This window comes from Pirellulales bacterium, assembly GCA_033762255.1.
Classification (GTDB): domain Bacteria; phylum Planctomycetota; class Planctomycetia; order Pirellulales; family JALHPA01; genus JANRLT01.
The window spans coordinates 78,624-99,658 of sequence record JANRLT010000022.1; the positions used below are offsets into that span (position 1 = coordinate 78,624).

The following is a 21,035-nucleotide window of genomic DNA, read 5'->3' on the forward strand; positions in this document are numbered from 1 at the left end:
CTGTATTGCGACTGCCAACTGCCAGGAATGTTACACTTAATTTTTATCGAGGCCCAACAATGCCGCGTCCACTTCATTTCCAGATTTTATTTGCCATCTTGTGCATTTTTACCTGTGCGCCACTGACCGCCGAGGATCAGCCCGCCCCCGAAAAAAAAGGGGAAACCATCGCTCTGGCGGATGGGCAGTTGGCCCTGGTCGCGCCGGCTGACTGGGTCCGCAAAAAACCCAAAAGCAACATCATCGAGCATGAATTTGCCCAACCCGCCGCCGAAGGGGAGACGATTGATGGGCGGATCACCATCATGGGAGCCGGAGGCGAAGTCCAGGCCAATATCGACCGCTGGATTAATCAATTTCAACAGCCCGATGGTTCCGCAACCAAGGAAAAAGCCAAGGTAGAGAAAAAAACCATTGCCGAGATGGAAGTGCACGTGGTCGACATTTCCGGCACTTATATGGATTCCCCCGCAGGACCATTTGCCGGTGGTAAAACCGTGCCGCGCGAGGACTACCGCATGTTGGGCGCGATCATTATCGCTCCCAAATTGGGCAATTACTTTATCAAATTTTACGGTCCCGCAAAAACCGTCGCCGCCGGCGAACCGGGCTTTGCCAAAATGCTCGAAACCCTCAAGGTTGTAGGCAATTAAGGATATCTTAGCGGGCGCGGCGTCCCCGGGCATATTGATGCACGCCCCGGAACGGCGGGGATATCCGGTGCAAGATAACGGGGGCCAGTCGGTCATGCACAACCACCGCCTGGCCGCCGGGCGTAATCACGCTTGTTTGCTCGGCTTTGGCGTTATCCCCCTGTAGATTCGCCAAGAATAATCCCAACCCCAAAATCATTCCGCCAATCAGCCCGCGCATGGGTGTCTTCCTGTTAGAGTAACGATCAACAAGCGTTAAGAATCGGCCGCGCTGTTAATAAAACCTTATCCGCGCCGGGTCCACCGGGCAAATTTGCCAAACCCTCCAGGCCAGTTTATTTGCCTGCCAGGGTCAAACTATAACGGTTGTTACGGCTGTAATTTCCGTGGACATGCCTAACAGGCAACTTCATCGTAGCGGGGCTTCTTCCTTTGCTAAATGGCCCGCGTGTCAGTGCGCGGGGCCACGGAGCCTTTTGGCCGCCACAGGCTATTTTCGTCGGTCGGGGGATTGGAGATCACATAGGCAAAGATCCCCCCCAAAATTGCAATCAACAGCAGCAATAAGAGCGAAACGATCAGCACCGTCTGGGAATTATCACGGCGGCGGTATACCACCGGAGAGCCTCCCCCCGTCCTACCGCCGGCATCAAAATCCAACGGATGGGCCTGCGGCTGCCCTGTGATGACGGGCGCGGCTGGGGTTCCGACGGCGTACGGAGCGGGCGCGGCGGGCTGGCTGATCGCGGCGGGGGGGAATCGCGTCGCTAATTGCGGAAAGACCCGCGGAGCCGCCTGCCATTCGTTCCAGCCTTCGCGCCATAATAAGGCATCGGGCGGAATACGCCCCTCTTGCAGCCATTTTACCAATAACGTCCCTAGGGCCGGCCCAAACTGCTGGCCTGTGGCGTGCCGCACATACCATTGGGCCTGCGGATTTTCCGCCAGGGGGTCATGCACAATGGCGGGCATGGCAGGAACGGCCGTTTGCGGTATTTCCTGGCTAGGGTGGGGAGCCAGGGAAACTTGGGGTTGTGCGGGAGTGGTGGCAGCCGGATTTTGGGCCACCAGGGCCGGATCAGAATCCGCGGCTAAAAACTCCGCCGTGCTTTGGGCGGGGATTTCGATTTTTTCCTGGCAGGTGGGGCAAAGTCCGCGCTTGCCCGCCATCCAACTTTTGACGTGGATTTTGTGGCCTTGGGGACAGCGAAAGCGAATACCCATGATTTTACCGTATAAAAAAGCAGGTATTAGCTAGACTAATTGGCGGCGGACAGAGAGGGGGCAGTTTTAGCCCGGAGACCTTTCAAAAGTCAGTATTTCCGGGTCGGGTTTTGCCGAATTTACTAATTTTACGCCAGTCGCTGGACCAGAGCTAGGTGGACCGACTGTCGGGGGTCAAAGCCACCTGGGCCAGCTTATGAAGATACGTGGTTGGCCATGGCGCGGGTTTTTTCCATGATCACGCTATTGCCCGTCGGGCTGTATTCCACACGGTTCATGAAACTTTTCATTAATAAAATTCCCCGGCCGCTGGGGACTTCCAGGTTTTCATCAGCCGTGCAGTCCGGAACGGCGGCGGGATCAAACCCGCAGCCCTGATCGATAATTTTTATCCACAGCCGATGGGCGTTAAGCTGGCAATGGATTTCCACGGTTTTGTCGGGGTCCAGTCGATTGCCATGTTTAATCGCGTTGACCACGGCTTCTTCCACTGACAAATGAATGCCAAAGATGTCCGGCTCGGGCCAGTGGTAAGCGTGCAAATGGTCGAGTAAATCAGTTAAAAATTGCTTGCCGGCTCCCCGTTGGCTGGGAATGACCAGGTCGGTCGTCCAAGTATGGGTGGAATCCGCCGCCATGATGCCAATCTCTGCGTGAAGCGTGTGGGGACCAAGTCAAAAAAAATATCGGCAGGTATTCGTTTTAAGCGGCTGAACCAGCCACCCAAATCAAGCAAACATAATGAATAGGCGAGAGTCGTTGGGCGGCGGCTACTTGCCCGCCTTCATGGCGGTGACGGCCTCGGCTTCGTCATCCTTGATGTCGAACAGCTTGTTAAGCTTGGTAATGGCAAAGACTTCCAGGATTTCAGTGCGAATGTTGCTCAGCTTGATCTTGCCGGAATTTGCCTTGATTTTCCGTTCCAGCGTGATCAATTTGCCCAGGGCGGCGGAGGATAGAAACTCCACATTGAAAAAGTTCAAAACCAACTTGGTCTTTTTTTCTTGTTCCACCAGATGAAATAATTCCTGGCCTAATTCTTGGATATTTAATTCGTCCAAAATTTTGCGGTCCAAAAAACGGACCACGGTGACTTCTTCATGCGGATGCACGGTGATATGCCGGTACGCTGCCATCGATCACAAACTCCTGAAAAGAATAAAGCGTAAACCGTCAATCGGCACGCAAATTCCCATCTTAAACGTTGAATAGCGGGTGTCAAGTTTAGTCGGCCGCCCGGAAGACTACCGACGGACGGTTAAACCCCGCTGTTGGTTGTAAAACTACAATATCCCGCGCGGAGGGTAATTTTGGCAACCTGAAATTAGGGGAAATACCGGGATTCAGGCCCCAAGCCGCGTAAAGCTAGGCGGGAATACTACAGCGGAGCGGGCAAGTCCCGGCGGCAAAAGATTACCGCCGCCGCCACAAAACAGATTCCCCCGAGAGCCATTAACGAGCCGTTGTACACCAGCTGGTCCCGAAAGTTCGCGGCATATTTGATCAGATGCTGCGGTTCATAGGCCATCAGCGGGGTGAGATAGCCGATCCATTTGGTTCCGTCACCCCCCATTTTGTAAATGATTTTTAGCAGCAGCCATGTCGCATAAAACCCTCCCATGATGCCCACCGTCCGCCAGCGATATCGATCCAGCGAAGACACCAGCGTGGAAACCCCCGCAAACATGACTCCCAGGCTGATGACATTCAGCACTCCCGGCCAAAACTGCCAACTGCCTGTTTCGGCAAATTGATCCCCCACCAGATTAATTCCCGCGGCAATTCCCACCCACGTTGACAAGGCCAAAGCCAGGATGCCGATGAGGGCCATTCCCGCCTTGGACAAAAAGAGGCTCAGCCGCGTGACTGGTTGGGCCAGCAGCATTTCCATGGTGCCGCGGTCCAGTTCTCCCGCAACCACGTCCGACCCGCGGCTAATCCCCCAGACGGTCATGACCAGGATCACCACCGGATCGACGAACGCCAGGGCGATTTTTCCCTGGGGCGTGGCCACATCCTCAAAAGAGACGCCCGAGAGGGATTCAAACTTGGCAAACGCGCCAAACAGCAACTGGCTGAATCCATCCAAGTTGATCTTGTTCATGATCCAGGTGTAGATACAGCCAAAGACCAACAGTAGAATCACAAGCGCTGCCAGCAGCAGCCGTTGCTCTCGCCAGGCCAATTGCCATAGCACAGGATGATACCATGCGCCGGAAACGGCTGGCGATTTGGCTGTTTGGGGAGCTTGATAAAAGTTATCAGCCAGCGGCGCGGCCACGGACCCCATGTTGTGCGCGGGGCCGGGCTGTTCGTCGGAGTTGGCGGTTGGCAACGGTTTGCCCGGGCCGGGGGATATCGCTGGTGTCATGCCGATCATGGACTTTCTGTGTAACGTAAAAATGCCGGTGGATTCTTAGCCCGCGGTATTTGCGTGAAAACGCTCATACACAGCCTGCAGGCGCATCGGCTCAATCCGCATGGACTTGACCGGCACCGCGGCCAGCCAACCCAATAGCGGGGCCAAATCACCCGGAACATCCAGTTGAAACGCTCCGTCCGACAGTTGCGAGACGTTGATTTTGCCCCGTTCTTCCAGGGGCAAGCGGGGCAAATTACCGGCTGTTGTCAGGGTAATGCGATGTTGGTCGCGTAACTGTGCCAGCGATTCCTCATACACTAATTCCCCTTTGCGAAGCACGGCGACCCGGTCGCACGCCTCTTCCACCTCGCTAAGCACATGCGACGAAAAAACCACGGTTTTTCCGCGGGCCCGGGCTTCTTTGACCAGTTGTAAAACGACTCCCCGCGCGGTGGGGTCGAGATTTGCCGTGGGCTCGTCCAAAATAATCAGTTCGGTATTAAACGCAAATACCGCGGCTAGCGCGGTTTTTTGCCGCATCCCCGTCGACATAAAGGCTACCCGCCGATTGATATCCAGGTCCAATCTGCGGGCAATCGCTAACGCCAGATTCAGATCTCCCCCCGTCCGCAACCGGCAAAAAAAATCCAAAACCTCCCGGCCCAGCAGTTGGCGACTGAGGCGGGTTTCTCCTGGAAGATACGCGGTCAATTGGCGAACGCGGACGCTTTCGGTCGTGCAATTCCACCCGCCGATCGACGCATAACCGCTGGTGGGTTGTAAATAACCCATCAGTAATCGCAAAAGCGTGGTTTTGCCCGCGCCATTCGGTCCTAATAACCCAAAAACCTCTCCCGGCGGAATCGCTAATTGGCATGCCGCCAACGCCGTCACATCGCGATAGCGCTTGGTCAGATCGGTGGTTTCGACAATCGCGGGCATAGATGTATCATAGGTAAAATGGGCCTCCAGGCAAAGGTTGGCATTTTTAACCTTGCTAGCGGCCGGTTCGTTCACCCCGTTACCAGGGACTGAAAAAGCGGGTAAAACTTAACCGTGTGAAATATTTGCAACCTTTTTCCCCGATTTTTACGGGTACTTGCCAGCTATGGCCGCCAATTTAACCCCCCAATATCTCAAGGCCGAGGAACAATACCGCCGGGCCAGCGACCCTCAAGAGGAACTGCAGTGGTTGGAGGTGATGTTTCGGGAACTTCCCAAACATAAAGCCTCGGAAAAAATGCAGATGGATTTAAAGACCAAAATGAGCCAGCTACGCAAAGAGCTGGGTGCGGCCAAAAAAATCCCTAAAAAAGTTCCCGGAAACGTCATACCCCGCCAAGGAGCGGGAACCGTGGTGCTGTTTGGCGGGCCAAATAGCGGTAAAAGCTCGTTATTGGCGGCGCTGACCCGTGCCCAGCCCGAGATTGCCCCTTATCCCTTTACCACGCGCCAGCCGCAACCGGGCATGATGACCTGGGAAGATGTCACGGTCCAGTTGATCGATACGCCCCCAATCACCGCCGATGTGCTGGATTCGGGATTTGTCAATCTATTACGCGGGGCGGATTTGGCCGCGCTGGTCGTGGATTTGGGTAATGACGACGGCATCGAGGAATGCCAGGCGGTGGTACAGCGATTTGTGGATGGCAAAACGCGATTGGGTCGAAAAACGTGCCTCGACGAAGAAGATGTGGGGATCGCCTATACCCAAACGGTGGTGGTGGCCAACAAAATCGACGCCGCCGGGGCCGCGGACCGATTGGAATTATTGCACGAACTGTGTCCCCTGGACTTGGTGGAATATCAAGTCTCGGCCACGGAACGGACCGGGCTAGAGGAATTACGCCACGCGTTTTATCACGCCCTGGACGTAATCCGCGTCTATAGCAAATCACCCACCAAAAAAGAGGCGGATTTTGACCGACCTTATACCGTCAAAAAAGGTTCCACCCTGGCCGATGTGGCGGAATTGGTGCATAAAGACTTGGCCGAAAATCTGAGCCATGCGCGCATTTGGGGGGCCAATATCAATCCCGCCAGCACCATCAAGGCCGATTATGTGCTGGCGGATAAAGATATCGTGGAGTTGCACGCCAAGTAACGCCCGTGGTCGGGAGTCGCGTGCCACTGCTGGTTGATCCAGCAGTGCAAGCAGGCGTTTTGATCTTTGGTCGTGTGGCAGTGCTGGCTAGTCCAGTAGTGATATGAGGTGTTTGATTCTTTGCGGGTCAAAGACACTTGATTGCGTGCGGACCAAATGTCTGACCTAACCCAGCCGTGCTTAATAGAAATGTGGCAAGCGCAGCGTCGCCTGGCTTGTTCAGCAGTGACAGGCGGTATTTGATTCTTCGCGGGTCAAAGACACTTGATTGCGTGCGGGCCAAAGGCCCGACCTATCCCAGCCGTGCTTAATAGAAATGTGGCAAGCGCAGCGTCGCCCTAGGTCATTGGAAAATGTAGCAAGGAAGGGCCAACGGCCCGATTCATTCAATTCAACCCCATTCGCAGCGGCGTCGCAGTCCTAACGCCCCGGGGTCGGGAGTCGTGGGCGATGCAAGCTCATTTCGCTCAAATGCCTGACTCGCCCAGGACTCCTGTCCCCCTCAACGTGGCCCCAGGGGGACGGGAGTCACAAACGAATAAACCCGGTCCGCCAAACCACCGCACACCGTTCGCCGACTCCCGACCCCGAGTGACACATACCGCTGGGCCAGCCAGGAGTGGCACACGGCAATGAATACCGCGTCGCGGCGAAGTCGTGTCTGGTTGGCGTTTATTTGTGGCTAGGAGAAAGTACATCCGTCGCCGTATTGAATGTAGCAGGCACCGTCCCCGGTGCCGTGTCAAAACGTAGCAGGCACCGTCCCTGGTGCCGTGTCAAAACGTAGCAGGCACCGTCCCCGGTGCCGTGTCATTCCGTCGCCGCTGCGCGGCTCTGCATCCTACCCATGCTGCAATCCGGGGGTTTGCACCCCCGGCTAACATCCTTGCGCCGCTGCGCGGCTAAACGAGAGGTAGGGTTGTTTTGCAACCAAGGGTAGTCGCTGCGCTCCTACACGGGTCTAGTTGGACTCCACCGGGCCTAGCTTTGACGGCACCGGGACGGTGCCTGCTACATTAGTTCGTAGGGTAAACTTTCTTCTCCGTGCCCCTTGGTGTTTACATTGTAACTCCGTGATAAACGTATTTTCCGGTCTAGTTGGACTCCACCGGTCCTGGCTTTGACGGCACCGGGACGGTGCCTGCTACATTGGTTGGGAGGGTAAACTCTCTTCTCATTGCCCCTCGGTGTCTACTTTGTAACTCCGTGATAAACGTACTTTCGCGGTGTAGCTGAATCGCGGCGGTCCTGGCTTTGACGGCACCGGGACGGTGCCTGCTACATTCGTTGGTAGGATGGCATCGTTGGTCAGGCGGACGCAAGCGCGGGGGGAGCGGTTGCCGCGGTAAAAAAACAGATTCCGAGTGGCGTATGTACATATGTACATTAGTCCATAATAGCAAATGTCGTGGCACAAAGTCAAGCGCGCGAGGGGGGGAATTAATTACGAATTACGAAAAGTTGTGGGAGGCGACTCCGTTGTTGAACTGGGTTATTGTCAAACCCGCTGTGGAGAAACAACAAATAGCGCGCCACTAAGCCGCCGATGGCAGCGGCGGAATGAAAGGCAAGAGCGGCGGGTAGCGGTAATGTTTCGTCGCCGATCTGGTTTTTGGCTATTTCCTCCACATTTAAATGGTCAATACTATCCCGTTACGGATAAGAGCGGGTAGCCCCGGCCATTCACCGGGTAGCCAAGGAACGAATGCCCGCCCGCCGCCAGAATGAGTCAAACATTTATTTTCATAAAGATGTTTGCGTCTATTTTCGCCAACCGCTAACATAAGGGGACGGAGTGGCGGGTTTTGGCGGCACGCCTGTGTTGCGCGCCCTCTCGCGATTTTTGACCAAAGCCACCTCTCCCTCCCACCGCAGGAAATCTCCATGCACCGCACTTCATCCACTTCTCGGCGCGATTTTCTCAAAACCGCCTCCGCGGTCACGACCACCGCCGCCGTCGCCGCTCCGTATGTCATTACCTCCAAGGCCCTGGGGGATGAAAAAACCGCCCCCGCCAGCGACCGGATCGTCATGGCCGGCATCGGCCTGGGAAATATGGGCTCGGGTGATCAGGGGGCGTTTCTCGGGCGGGGAGATGTCCAGTATGTCGCCGTGTGCGATGTGCGCAAGGAATTCCTCAACCGCGCGAAGGACAAAACCGACCAACATTACAATAACAAGGACTGCCAGGCGTATAACGACTTTCGCGAGATCCTCTCTCGCGGCGATATCGACGCCGTGCATGTCGCCACCCCCGATCACTGGCACGCGATCATGGTGATCGAAGCTTGCCGCAACGGCAAGGATGTCTACTGCCAAAAGCCCGAAACCCGCACCCTGCGCGAAGGACCGCTCATGGTCTCCGCCGCCCGGCGCTATGGGCGGGTGGTCTCCGGTGGCAGCCAGCGCGTGCTGGAGGATTATCGCAAGATTGTCGATCCTTGCTGGAGCGGCGAGCTTGGCCCCATCAAGTCGATCAATGTCGAAGTCGGCCCCCTGTCGCAAATTTGCAACCTGCCCGAGGAACAAACCCCCGACAATATTGATTGGGATCTGTGGCTCGGCCCCGCGCCGTGGGCACCTTATAATAAGGCCCGTTGCGATGGCAACTTTGGGACCGGCGGTGGCAGTTGGCGATCGTATGTGGATTACTCCGGCGGCGGTCTGACCGACTGGGGCGCGCATCACTTTGGCGGGGCGACCTTTGCCATCGACGTGCGCGAGCTGCAACCGGTCGAGGTGCAATACCACAACGATAACGGACGCCAGCATCTGACGTTTCTGTATCCCAATGGCATTACGCTGACCCACAATAAGCCCGACACGCCGAACTTGCATGTGACCGGCACGCCGGGCGAAAAGCGCGATCCCAAACCCGTCCCCGGTTACAAAGGGCAGGGGGGGATTTACGGCGACTTTATCGAATGCGTCAAAACCCGCGAAAAGCCGTTTCGCGATATCGAATTGGCGGTGAATAGCGTCGCGCTCAGCCACTTGGCCGCGATTGCCTACGAGTTGCGCCGCTCGCTCAAGTGGGATCAAGCAACGCAGCAGTTCCCCGGCGACGCCGCGGCCAACCGTTTGCTCGACCGGCCCCGCCGCGAACCGTGGCAAGTGTAATTGACCCACGCTGACTGATAGAGCAAATCAGCTCCGTCATACGAATCATCAACCTCCGCGTGGCAAGCAGGCATATCCGCCACACCCTTGCACGCAATAGAGTTTTCTTCCAACACCATCGCATTTAGTTACTAGGAATTTCCCATGAGTTTAGATCAAGCCTTTGAAGCGTTAAAAACCTACACCTGGGGGACGGATCGCGGCCCGCTGAATCCGATTGAGGATGCCGTGGCCACGCTTCAGGACCAAGACCGTGCCAGCCTGGAAAAGCGCCTGGCCGAGGCCCTGGACAGCGACTGTTCCCTGGCGGCCAAGGATTACATCTGCCGCAAGTTGCTGATCATCGGCACGCCCGCGTCAATCCCCACATTGGCCGCCATGCTGGATAAAAAAGAACTGTCCCACATGGCCCGCAGCGTGCTAGAGCGCATGCCCGATCCCGAGGCCAGTTCCGCATTACGCACCGCCGCCGAAAAGCTCGACGGAGTACTGTTGGTGGGGGTGATTGGCAGTTTGGGCGTGCGACAAGACGCCGCCAGCATTCCGCAACTGTCCAAACATTTGTCCCATGCCGACGCCCAGGTATCGCATGCCGCCGCCCACGCGCTGGGGGACATTCGCAATGCCGAGGCGGTCAAGGCCCTCTCAGCGTCTGCCACCAAAGAGCCGCAAACCCAGGCGGCGATACAAGACGCGAAATTGGCCTGTGGAGAGGCGCTGTTGGCCGCTGGCAAAAAGGTTGAGGCCCTGGCCATTTACAAATCGATGGCCAATGACAGTGTGCCCAAGCATGTAAAACTGGCCGCGACCCGCGGCATGTTGGCTTGTGCAGGCAAGTAATTTTCCCCCGATGGGAAATGGTGTTTAGTGCGATAGCATATGACCGGGGTGCCCGCGCGCCCCGGTTCCGTTTTTTACCAACCTGGAATTTCTACTTATGAAAGTGTGTTGCGTGACACCAGGGAGCCGCGTTCGTTGGTTGGCATGGGCCGCATTGTGGGGAATTTTGGCGGGAACCGCGCCTGAGGGGGCTGTCGCACAGTCCGCGGCCGCTGCCCCTCCATCCGCTGCGGCGGCAAATGACGAACTCATTCAGTTGATTACCGGCTTGATTGCCGAAAGCGATCCCGATTTGCGCGCGGTTGGGTTGGAGCAAATTCGCAAGGAGGCCCCCGGCGAAGCCGCGACCCGGCAATTTGCCGCCCAATTGCCAAAGCTCTCGCCGGAGAACCAGGCCGCTCTGGTTAGCGCGCTGGCCGACCGGGGAGACATGGCCGCCCGAGAGCCATTAATAGCTTTGTTAGAGCAAAAGCCCGCCGAAAATGTGCAGGTCGCCATCCTGGCGGGCTTGGGCCAACTGGGCCTGCCTGGAGACGCCAGTTTACTGATTGAGCGGCTCGCCAGCGACAAAAAGCCCATCGTTGCCGCCGCGGTCGCAGCGTTGATCCGTTTGCGGGGAGACGATGTTCCCGCAAACTTGGCTGGTCAACTGGGCCAAACATCCGGTCAAACCGCCGTAAAATTGACAGAGGTCCTCGCCGCGCGGCGGGTGGAGGCCACCATCCCCGCCTTGCTTCAGGCGGGGCGCGCTCCGGACGCAGCAGTGCGCAAGGCGGCCCTGCTGGCCCTGGCACAGTTTGCCGGTCCCGAACACTTGCCAGAATTATTTACCGCGGTCCTGGCCGCGCAACCAGGCGCGGAGCGGGACGCCGCCGAGCGGGCCGTGATGACCATCTGCAACCGCGAGCCAAACGCCGAACGCCGGGCGGAGATCTTTCTTAATCATTTAAAAATGCTTCCCCCCGGCGATCAGCTCCAATTGTTATCCACGGCGGGACGCGTGGGCGGGGAAAAAATTCTGCGGCGGCTGGAAGATTCCTTGGCTAGCGAAACCTTGGCGGAACATCAGGCTGGCCTGCGGGGAATTTGTAATTGGCCCGACGCCACCATCGCCCCGCGGCTTTTGGAGCTAACCATCAGTCCCCTGCGCCCCGCCGATCGGCCCACGACTTTGGCGGCGCTGGTGCGGGTGGCTGTATTACCCGACAAACGAACCGACGGCGAGCGGTTGGACATGCTTAAACAGGCGTGGGAATTATCCAGTACCGAGGCCGAGAAAAACGCCGTGCTGAAGCGCGCGCGGGTGGTCCGGACGATCGACAGTTTGCGCTTTTTGCGGCCATTTTTGACCGAAGCGCCGTATGCACAAATGGCGGCGGAAAGTATCGTGGAACTGGCCCATCATCGAGGTCTGCGGGAACCAAACGACCCGGAATTTCACCAGGCGCTGGATCAGGTCATGGCGGTCAGCCGAGATGAAGTGGTGATCGACCGGGCGAAGCGGTACAAAAATGATCAGACCTGGGTCCGGCCCAAAGCGGCCGCGACTGAATAGAATAATAGGATTTAGCCCGCAACCCAATGTCAAGCGGATGAATTGGGCCCTTGGCCCTGAAAATTCTGTTGCACTTTTACTTAGGGCGACGCTGCGCTTGCCACAATTTAAAAATGCACGGCTGGGATAGGTTGGGCCTTTGGTCCACAAGGATCAAACACGTTGCAAATTTATAGAAGTTTTCAACTGTAACATCCCCAACGCAGCGCTCAGCTTTTAATGTTTGATAGCACACAATTCGATTCTGATAATTCATAAGTTGACATCATGGCCAAATCCCACCACTGCGGCCGCTTTGTTCCTCACCGCACTTCCCGTCGCGAGTTATTGCAAACCTGCGCGGGGGGCTTTGGCGCGCTGGCGCTTGCAACACTCTGGGCGGAACAGGGACTGGCAACTGAAACCGCGGGGGATAACGCCTCCCTGGCGAATTTACCCCCCGCCGCCACTGGTAATAGCTCTTCCGCCAGTCCTTGGACGGCCAAGCCCCCCCACTATGCCGCGCGGGCTAAAAGCGTCATTTTGCTGTACATGGATGGCGGCCCCTCGGCCATGGACACGTTTAACCCCAAGCCCCTGTTGACTAAGGAAAACGGCCAGGACTTTAAAATGAAAAAGGAGCCGACCCAGTTTGACAATAATGGTCAAACACTGGGAAGCCCTTGGAAATTCGCCCAGCATGGGGAGTCTGGACACTGGTTTAGCGATTTATTTCCCCATTTGGCCAAACGGGCTGACGATCTGGCGTTTGTGCACTCGCTCACGTCATCTTTTTCGGAACATACGTCGGCCAACTACTTTATGCACACCGGGTCGGGGCTACAGGGGCGGCCCAGTGTCGGCGCATGGGTCGGTTATGGACTAGGCAGCGAGACCCAGAACCTGCCGGGCTTTGTGGTGATTAACGGTGGTTTGATACCACCGGGGGGATTGGACTGTTTTGGCAGCGGATTTTTACCCGCCAGTTACCAGGGGTCGATTTTTCTTCCCGCGCGGCAGCCGGTGGCCAATATCTCTCCCCGCGAAACACAGGCGATCTTGCAACAAAACAAGCTCGCCTTGGTAAAGCAATTTGACCGGCGGCTGGCGGAAAAGAGCGGCGCGAACGATCCCTTGGAATCGGCCATTGCCAATGCCGAACTGGCCTACCACATGCAAGACGCCGTCCCCGCCGCCGTTAACTGGGAAGAAGAATCGGCGGCCACGGCGGAACTGTACGGGCTGAACGCCCCTTATGAACAGACCAAGACCTTTGCCCGCGAATGCCTCATGGCGCGGCGGCTGGTCGAGCGGGGCGTGCGGTTTATCGAACTGACCTGCCCCAACACGGGCAACGACCGCTGGGACGCGCATGGCGGGCTAAAGGGAAACCACGAAAACAACTCCCGCGCCGTGGACCAGCCGATTTATGGCCTGCTGACCGACCTCAAATCCCGCGGCCTGCTCGACAGCACGCTGGTGGTCTGGATGGGAGAATTTGGCCGAACCCCCTTCGCCCAGGGAAGCGACGGCCGCGATCATAATCCCTATGGCTTTACCATGTGGCTGGCTGGCGGCGGAATCAAAGGGGGGGTGAGCTATGGCCAAACCGACGAATATGGTTATAAGGCCATTGAAAACAAGCTGGTCATGCACGACCTGCACGCGACAATGCTGCATCTGCTGGGCCTGGATCACACGCGGTTGACGTTTCGCTTTAGCGGGCGGGATTTTCGCCTGACGGACGTGCATGGCCATGTGGTGAAGGAGTTGTTGGCGTGAATGCGGGACGCGGGAGGTGGGAGGTGGGAGGCGAGAGACGAGAGACGAGAGACGAGAGACGAGAGGGTGGCGGGGGTCGTGGGTAGCAGGATTCGCAGAGCAGGGGGGCGGGTGGTATTGAGTATTCTTAATTCGTAATTCTTAATTCGTAATTCTTCATTCCCCCCCCATGCCTCCATCACCCGCTCAACGCCCTTCCCCCGCGCCGCAGCGCGCAGCTCCCGCTAGCGCACCTGCACCCGCTAGCTCGATTCCACCCGGCACACCCACCGCCGATCTTTCCCGCCTGGCCTCCTTGGACGCTTATCGCGGGTTGGTCATGTTTCTCATGATGGCCGAGGTCCTGCATCTGTGCGGGGTCGCCCAGGCTTTTCCTGAAAGCGCGTTTTGGAGCTTTTTGTGCTGGCACCAAAGTCATGTCGAATGGATCGGCTGTTCCCTGCATGATTTGATCCAGCCATCGTTTTCGTTTTTGGTGGGGGTGGCCTTGCCCTATAGCTTGGCCAGCCGCGCGGCGCGGGGGGATAGCTTTCGCTCCATGACACTGCACGCTCTCTTGCGCTCGGTCATCCTGATCTTGTTGGGGGTCTGGCTCCGTTCCATAGGCCGCGACCAAACGTACTGGACGTTTGAGGATACCCTGTCCCAGATTGGCCTGGGGTACTTTTGGCTCTATCTGCTTGGTTGGCGGGCACCCATTTGGCAGTGGTTGGCGTTTGTGGCGCTGGTCGTGGGCTATTGGGGGGCCTTTGCCCTGCATCCCGTCCCGACCAATTTTGACTACGCCGCGGTCGGAGTTTCCCCGGAATGGCTCGCCCAGCATGGGCATACGGGATTTATGGAGCATTGGCAAAAAAACAGCAACTTGGCCTGGGCGTTTGATACCTGGTGGATGAATCTGTTTCCCCGCGAACAACCCTTTACCCACAACGGCGGGGGCTACGCCACGCTTAGCTTTATTCCCACGTTGGCGACGATGGTCCTGGGCCTGATCGCCGGCGGCATCTTGCGCCGTGGGGGCTCGGCCGGTATCAAGGTACTGACACTGGTCATTCTGGGGTTGACGGGACTCTTGGCCGGTTGGCTGTCGCAGGAATTTGGTTATTGCCCCATCGTCAAGCGCATCTGGACCCCCGCCTGGGTGCTGTTTAGCGGCGGCTGGTGCTTCATTTTACTAGCGGCTTTTTATGCGGTGCTGGACTGGGCTGGCTGGCGGGCCTGGGCGTTTCCCCTGCGGGTGATCGGACAAAATTCCATCGCCGCGTACTGCATCGCCCATTTGTTTGACCATTTTATTCATCGCGACCTGGATACGCATTTAGGGAAAGGCTTTTTCACGTTTGCCGGGGCGGAGTACGAGCAATTGCTCCAGGGGGCGACGGTCTTACTTATTTTTTGGCTGATACTATTTTGGCTGCACCGGCAAAAGATTTACATTAAAATATGACGTAGGGCGGATCGTGATCCGCCATGTGGTAATGATCCGCCACGCAACGGACTTTGACGGCTGCAATTCGCAGGGATTAATGGTGAATTACTGTGGCTTAAGCGGATGAATCGGGCCGTTGGCCCTGCTATTGGTATTGCTCATTTAACCTAGGGCGACGCTGCGCTTGCCCTAGGCTGGGATCGGTCGGGCCTTTGGCCCGCAAAATAATCGCGTGCCTTTAGCCAACAGAGGCTCGGATGACCACGCATGGCCAAATGGCTTGTACAATCAACATTCACTAATTTGCTGCCGGAGTAATGATTCCCTATGCGGTGTAATTTTATACCTGGAATAAGTCGCCCGACCTGGATTGACCCGCGCATGCGCGCTATGCTTGCGCAATTGTGGTCTGGGGCGCGCTTTATTCATCGCTTAGCCGCTCTTCTAGCAATTATTTTCATCTGTCAGATCTGCTCCGCCAAAGAGCCAGAGACGACCGCCAATAAAAGCGACGAAAAAGAACTTTCCGCCGCCGACCGGGAATTCTTTGAAAAAGAGATACGGCCCTTGCTCCAAAATCGCTGTCTCGAATGCCACGCCGCCAGCGCCAAACACGAAAATGGCAATCTGCACCTGGATAGCCGCGCTGGCTGGCAAAAGGGGGGCGATAGCGGCGCGGCCATTATCCCTGGCAAACCGGAAGAAAGCCTCTTAGTCGCGGCGATCGAACATCAACCCGACAGCCCGGAAATGCCCCCCACGGGTAAACTTCCCGCGGCCGAGATTAAGCTACTGCGCGAATGGGTCCACCGCGGCGCGCCCGATCCCCGGACCGCGGCCCCCACGACCACCACCCCCCCGCGGGTAATTGATTTGGCCGCGGAATCCCAGCACTGGGCGTATCAGCCACTTAATCAAGTAACTCCGCCAAAGATTGATCCCCAGCGCGCCCCCACCGCCATTGACCGCTTTTGGCTGGACAAGCTGCAAACCGCAGGAATCTCTCCCGCCCTTCCCGCCGACCGGCGCACGCTCATACGTCGGGCGTATCTGACGGTGATAGGCCTGCCGCCGAGAATGGCAGAGATCACGGAGTTTGAGCAGGATACTTCGCCGGACGCGTATGAAAAAGTGATTGATCGGCTGCTCGCCAGCCCGCATTACGGGGAGCGCTGGGGGCGGCACTGGCTGGATTTGGCCCGCTATGCCGAAAGCCACGGTTACGAGCAAGATTACGACCGGCCCACGGCGTATCCTTATCGCGATTTTGTGATTAAGGCTTTCAACCTGGATTTGCCGTACACGGATTTTGTGCGTTGGCAGATTGCCGGCGATGAGCTAGAACCAACCAATCCGCTGGCGCTGCAGGCAACCGGCTTTTTGGGGGCGGGAACCCACGCCACGCAAATCACCGCCAACCAGGTCGAAAAGGAGCGCTACGACGAACTGGACGACATGGTGGCGACGGTGGGCACCAGCATGCTGGGCCTGACGATTGGGTGTGCCCGCTGCCATGACCACAAATTTGATCCCATCCCCGTGCGCGATTATTACCAACTGGCCGCGACATTTACCACGACCGTCCGGTCGGACCAGGACATTGTGCTAAATCCCGCGGAATACGCCGCGCAACTGGCCGAGCATGCCGCCGTATTGGAAAAGTTAAAGAAAGAACAATCGGCTTATGGCGAAAAACACTTGCAAGGCAAATTTGCCACGTGGTTGGTCGATCCCCAGCGCCCCGCCATATCATCCGCTTGGCAAACCCTCAATCCCCGCGCGGTGACCGCGTCGGACGGTGTGCGGTTTGACATTGCCGCGAGCGGAGTTGTTACGGCACACGGCGGCAATCCTAGTTTTGTAAAATACACGGTGGAATTGCCCCTCCCCGCGGGTAAACTTTCGGCGATTCGCTTGGCGGCCTTGGCCGATGAAAAACTTGTCAACAAAGGCCCCGGCCGGGCGGATAATGGCAACTTTGCCCTGACCAATGTCACGGCCCAGTGGCTGCCTGTTCCCACCGCCGTCAGCGCCGGGGCAGCAACTCCCCAACTATTAAAGCTTGCTAACCCTCAAGCCACGTTTAACCAGGGGGACAATCTGCATGTCCGCCACACCATCGACGCCGATCCCAAATCCGCCTGGGCCGTCGATCCGCAATTTGGCCGGGACCATTATGCCAGTTTCACTGTTCTCGATTCGCCTGAATTTGCCCAGGATGGCGTCTTAAAGGTTGAGCTCGACTTTCAAAACAACGACCGCCACGCGCTGGGCCGTTTTGCCGTGGCGATCGCCCGTGGGCCGGGGATTCCAGCGCTAGCGGATGTCCCCACGGCGGCGTTGGTGGTTAGTGGCGAGGAAAAACTACGACAAGCCGCATCCACCGGTCAGCCCGTGGAAAAGTTGCTAACCGCCGAGGAGCGAGCTGCCCTCTGGGATCACTTTTGTTCCCAAGACCCCCAGTGGCAAGAGTTTACGCGGCGGATCGCTGAGCATGAGCGCAATCTTCCCAAACCCAAAACCGAAAAGTGCATGATCTGTAGCGAAGGGGTCCCGGCGATTCGCTTTCACACGCAGGGAGGGGACTTTTTGGAAAAAACGCACTTGCTGCGACGGGGAGACCCCAACCAAAAAGTTGAGGAAATCAATGCCGGATTTTTGCGTGTGCTGTGCCGGGCGAATACGCCCGAGGAATTGGCTGAACTAGAGAAAACCTGGCGCGTCGCGCCTCCCGCCGATTCCAAGCTAAGCTATCGCCGCGCGGCGCTGGCCAACTGGCTGACCGATGTCGAGCGGGGAGCGGGACACTTGTTGGCGCGGGTGATTATCAATCGGCTGTGGCAGCATCACTTTGGCCAGGGAATTGTGGCCACGCCCAGCGACTTTGGCAAACAGGGGAGCCCCCCCAGCCATCCCGAATTGTTGGATTATCTGGCCAGCGAACTCATTGCCGGGGGGTGGCGGCTGAAGCCGATCCAGCGGCAAATTTTGCTCAGCCAAGCCTATCGGCAAGCGAACACATATAACGAACCAGCATTTGCCGCCGATCCCGAGAACGCCCTGCTTTGGCGGTGGACGCCGCGCCGGCTCGAGGCGGAAATCATCCGCGACTCACTGTTGTCCGTGAGTGGCCTGCTTGATAAAACGCAGTTTGGTCCCGGCACGCTTGATCAAAAGATGCGCCGCCGCAGCATCTACTTTACGCTCAAGCGCAGCCAGTTGATTCCCTTGTTGCAGCTTTTTGACGCGCCCGACACCAACCAGGGTATTGGCAAGCGTCCCGTGACCACCGTCGCGCCCCAGGCGCTCTGGCTGATGAATAGTGAAATTGTTCGCGAATACGCCGCCGCCGTGGCAGAGGGAATTCTTACCGAATCGCCACCAACCGCCGAGAACGTCGATGAGCGGATTACCGCGGCCTACAGCCGAATTGTGGCGCGCGTGCCTAGTGCTACCGAATTAAATGCCAGCCGCGCTTTTTTTGTTAAAGTTGCCGGCGGCGGGGACCAAATCGCAACCGACACAAATTATAAGAAAATTACAACCGACTTTTGTCAGGTACTGCTCAGCCTGAACGAATTTGTGACGATTGAGTAATTTCCATAGTTATCACTTTCCTAAAACGTGCATCCATGAAATCTCGCCGCACATTTTTGCAATCCGCCGGAGGGGGCTTTGGACTCTTGGCGCTGAGCGACTTACTGGGCCAAAAGGGACTGATCGCTCCCAATCAATTGCGGGGCGAGGAACGTTCTGTCATCAATGACAAACCGCCAACCGCGCAAAACCCCCTGGCGGCCAAACCGGGGCATTTTCCGGTCAAGGCCAAAAGCGTGATCTGGCTCTTTATGAATGGAGGCCAATCGCAGGTCGATACCTGGGATTACAAGCCCGAACTAGCCAAACGGGACGGCCAGCCGTTACCGGGCTTTGATAATAAGACCGGTTTTTTTCCGGATCAGGTGGGGGGGCTGATGCCCTCGCCGTTCAAATTTACCCAACAAGGGCAAAGCGGCACCTGGACTTCCGAGATTTTTCCCCATCTGGCCCGACATGTGGACGATCTGGCGTTTATCCATTCCTGTTTTACCCAGACCAACAATCACTCTCCCGCGCTCTTTCAGGTCAATACCGGCATGAGCCGAATGGGATTTCCCTGCCTGGGAAGCTGGGTGACGTATGGACTGGGGTCGGAAAGCGCGAACTTGCCGGCGTTTATTGTCATGTATGACACGCTGGGGCGCGGCCTGCCCAAGGGGCACGCCCAAAACTGGGGGGCGGGCTTTTTGCCGAGCGTGTATCAGGGAACGGCCTTGAATCCACGGGGAGCGCCCATCGCCAATTTGCTGCGCGACGCCCAACAATCAGACACCGCGCAGCGGGCGCAACTGGATTTGCTGCGGGACCTCAACCAACAGTATCAAGCGGAACACCCGGCCGAAAGCGAACTGGCCGCGCGGATCGAAAGCTTTGAACTGGCCTACCGAATGCAAACCACCGCGCCCGAGGTCTTTGACATCGAGCGCGAATCCTCCGCGACGCGCGAGCTGTATGGCGTGGACAAAAAGGAATGCCAGCATTTTGCCCGACAGTGCCTCTTGGCCCGGCGGCTGGTGGAAAATGGCGTGCGCTTTGTCCAAATTTATAGCGGCGGCATGGAGAACGAGCGTAGCTGGGACGGCCATGTGGACATCGCCGGCAACCACCGCCAATTCGCGGGCGAGACCGACCAGCCGATCGCCGCGCTCTTGACCGACCTCAAGCAGCGGGGACTGCTCGACAGCACGCTGGTCATTTGCGCGGGCGAATTTGGCCGGCTCCCCGTCGCCCAAAAGAACGCCAAACCAGGCCGCGACCACAACCCGCACGCGTTTACGGCCTGGTTTGCCGGCGGGGGCACAAAACCGGGCACCCACTACGGCGAGACCGACGATGTTGGGTTTAAGGCCGCCATCAACCGCGTCAGCATCAACGACCTGCACGCCACGATTTTGCACCTGCTGGGCCTGGATCACACCCGACTGACTTACCGCTTTAATGGGCGTGACTTTCGGCTGACGGACGTCGCGGGGCGAGTGGTGAAGGAGATTTTGGCGTAGCAGGGAATGCGATAGGACGCTGATTAACGCGGAGGTGGACGGATTAGCGCGGATACTACATTAGAACGCAGATGAATACTTTGGAACACAGATAACGCGGATTTGACAGATATTCACTGATCGGATTTCTTTATGATCCGCAAATATCCGTGCAGGGGGGGTTAGATTTGATACAAGTGGAGCAAGGTTAATATTCCTAAGTCGGAGTTTTTATGAATGTCACTGTTCACCCCCTGTTTGACCAAGCACAACAATTGGCAGTTCATGAGCGGGCTAAGTTAGCGGGCATGTTATTGCATTGCTAGGGTAAAGAAAGCGCGGAATTCACATCCGCGGAGCTAAAGACAACGTAGGAAGAGGAATTGCTGCGGCGAGATCAAGAAATGGAAGCGGGGGGAGTGGAAGGAAACAACCCGTTTGCTGCAATTGTGCGGATACGACACAACAGCCCCGCGCAAGCATATACAGCATAATGACTTATGAAACACAACGGCATCCTATATCATGAAAAAAGTTTGCGTACTTACGGATAAGACTGCGGAAAATCGGTGAAAATGCTAAATTCGTAAGAACTACTCGATAGTGAATTCGGTGATGTAAGCGTTTCAAGATCGGAATTCTGGCGAATCCTGCTACATATTCATCCCCACACGCAGAATTCTAGCGAATTCCGCTACAAATTTCCCTTTCTGGAACTTTTTCACAGCCCCTGGCGTCCCTAGTTCATGGAATCCCTGTGAACGAAGACCTGCAACTGATTAACGAAACGCTGGCCGGCCACTCGGCTTCGTTTGGACAGCTTGTCACCAAATACCAGGACCGGTTGTATAACACCCTGGTGCATGTGGTTGGCTGTGCCGAAGAAGCCCAGGACGTGGTCCAGGATTG

Annotated in this window: 15 protein-coding genes; 9 read left to right on the plus strand and 6 right to left on the minus strand. The window is 56.9% G+C overall.

What is annotated here, in order from left to right; translation table 11 throughout:
• Positions 1-59 precede the first annotated feature (59 nt).
• Entirely contained in the window at positions 60-653 is a 594-nt protein-coding gene (locus tag SFX18_07170) for a gluconolactonase (protein ID MDX1962915.1), read from the plus strand.
• A gap of 7 nt (positions 654-660) precedes the next feature.
• On the opposite strand, the gene SFX18_07175 is transcribed toward SFX18_07170, so the two are convergent.
• From SFX18_07175 to SFX18_07200, 6 genes are all read right to left on the minus strand, one after another.
• The gene (locus tag SFX18_07175) at positions 661-873 is read right to left on the minus strand and encodes a hypothetical protein (GenBank protein MDX1962916.1); all 213 of its coding nucleotides are present in this window, start codon (positions 871-873) and stop codon (positions 661-663) included.
• 215 nt (positions 874-1,088) lie between these two features.
• Positions 1,089-1,877, minus strand: a complete 789-nt coding sequence (locus SFX18_07180; GenBank protein ID MDX1962917.1) for a DUF4339 domain-containing protein — start codon at positions 1,875-1,877, stop codon at positions 1,089-1,091.
• Between the two features lie 194 nt (positions 1,878-2,071).
• Positions 2,072-2,515, minus strand: a complete 444-nt coding sequence (locus tag SFX18_07185; protein MDX1962918.1) for an ATP-binding protein — start codon at positions 2,513-2,515, stop codon at positions 2,072-2,074.
• Positions 2,516-2,647: 132 nt separating this feature from the next.
• Positions 2,648-3,013, minus strand: a complete 366-nt coding sequence (locus tag SFX18_07190; GenBank protein ID MDX1962919.1) for an STAS domain-containing protein — start codon at positions 3,011-3,013, stop codon at positions 2,648-2,650.
• Positions 3,014-3,255: 242 nt separating this feature from the next.
• Positions 3,256-4,248: an ABC transporter permease gene (locus SFX18_07195; protein ID MDX1962920.1), complete on the minus strand. Its 993-nt coding sequence runs from the start codon at positions 4,246-4,248 to the stop codon at positions 3,256-3,258.
• A 45-nt stretch (positions 4,249-4,293) separates the two neighbouring features.
• A complete protein-coding gene (locus SFX18_07200) occupies positions 4,294-5,181 on the minus strand; it encodes an ABC transporter ATP-binding protein (GenBank protein ID MDX1962921.1) in 888 nt (295 codons plus the stop codon).
• Positions 5,182-5,347: 166 nt separating this feature from the next.
• On the opposite strand from SFX18_07200, the gene SFX18_07205 reads away from it, so the two are divergent.
• The 8 genes from SFX18_07205 to SFX18_07240 all read left to right on the plus strand — a co-directional run bounded on the left by SFX18_07205 (position 5,348) and on the right by SFX18_07240 (position 20,147).
• Positions 5,348-6,343, plus strand: a complete 996-nt coding sequence (locus tag SFX18_07205) for a GTPase (GenBank protein ID MDX1962922.1) — start codon at positions 5,348-5,350, stop codon at positions 6,341-6,343.
• 1,884 nt (positions 6,344-8,227) lie between these two features.
• A complete protein-coding gene (locus tag SFX18_07210) occupies positions 8,228-9,463 on the plus strand; it encodes a Gfo/Idh/MocA family oxidoreductase (GenBank protein ID MDX1962923.1) in 1,236 nt (411 codons plus the stop codon).
• A gap of 144 nt (positions 9,464-9,607) precedes the next feature.
• Entirely contained in the window at positions 9,608-10,303 is a 696-nt protein-coding gene (locus tag SFX18_07215; protein MDX1962924.1) for a HEAT repeat domain-containing protein, read from the plus strand.
• A gap of 97 nt (positions 10,304-10,400) precedes the next feature.
• Complete coding sequence (locus SFX18_07220; protein MDX1962925.1) at positions 10,401-11,858, plus strand: HEAT repeat domain-containing protein; 1,458 nt, start codon at positions 10,401-10,403, stop codon at positions 11,856-11,858.
• 267 nt (positions 11,859-12,125) lie between these two features.
• Positions 12,126-13,619 carry a DUF1501 domain-containing protein gene (locus tag SFX18_07225; protein MDX1962926.1) on the plus strand — a complete coding sequence of 498 codons (1,494 nt, stop codon included), beginning with the start codon at positions 12,126-12,128 and terminating at the stop codon, positions 13,617-13,619.
• Between the two features lie 169 nt (positions 13,620-13,788).
• Entirely contained in the window at positions 13,789-15,066 is a 1,278-nt protein-coding gene (locus tag SFX18_07230; protein ID MDX1962927.1) for a hypothetical protein, read from the plus strand.
• A gap of 363 nt (positions 15,067-15,429) precedes the next feature.
• Positions 15,430-18,645 carry a PSD1 and planctomycete cytochrome C domain-containing protein gene (locus tag SFX18_07235; protein MDX1962928.1) on the plus strand — a complete coding sequence of 1,072 codons (3,216 nt, stop codon included), beginning with the start codon at positions 15,430-15,432 and terminating at the stop codon, positions 18,643-18,645.
• Positions 18,646-18,680: 35 nt separating this feature from the next.
• The gene (locus SFX18_07240) at positions 18,681-20,147 is read left to right on the plus strand and encodes a DUF1501 domain-containing protein (GenBank protein MDX1962929.1); all 1,467 of its coding nucleotides are present in this window, start codon (positions 18,681-18,683) and stop codon (positions 20,145-20,147) included.
• Positions 20,148-21,035 lie beyond the last annotated feature (888 nt).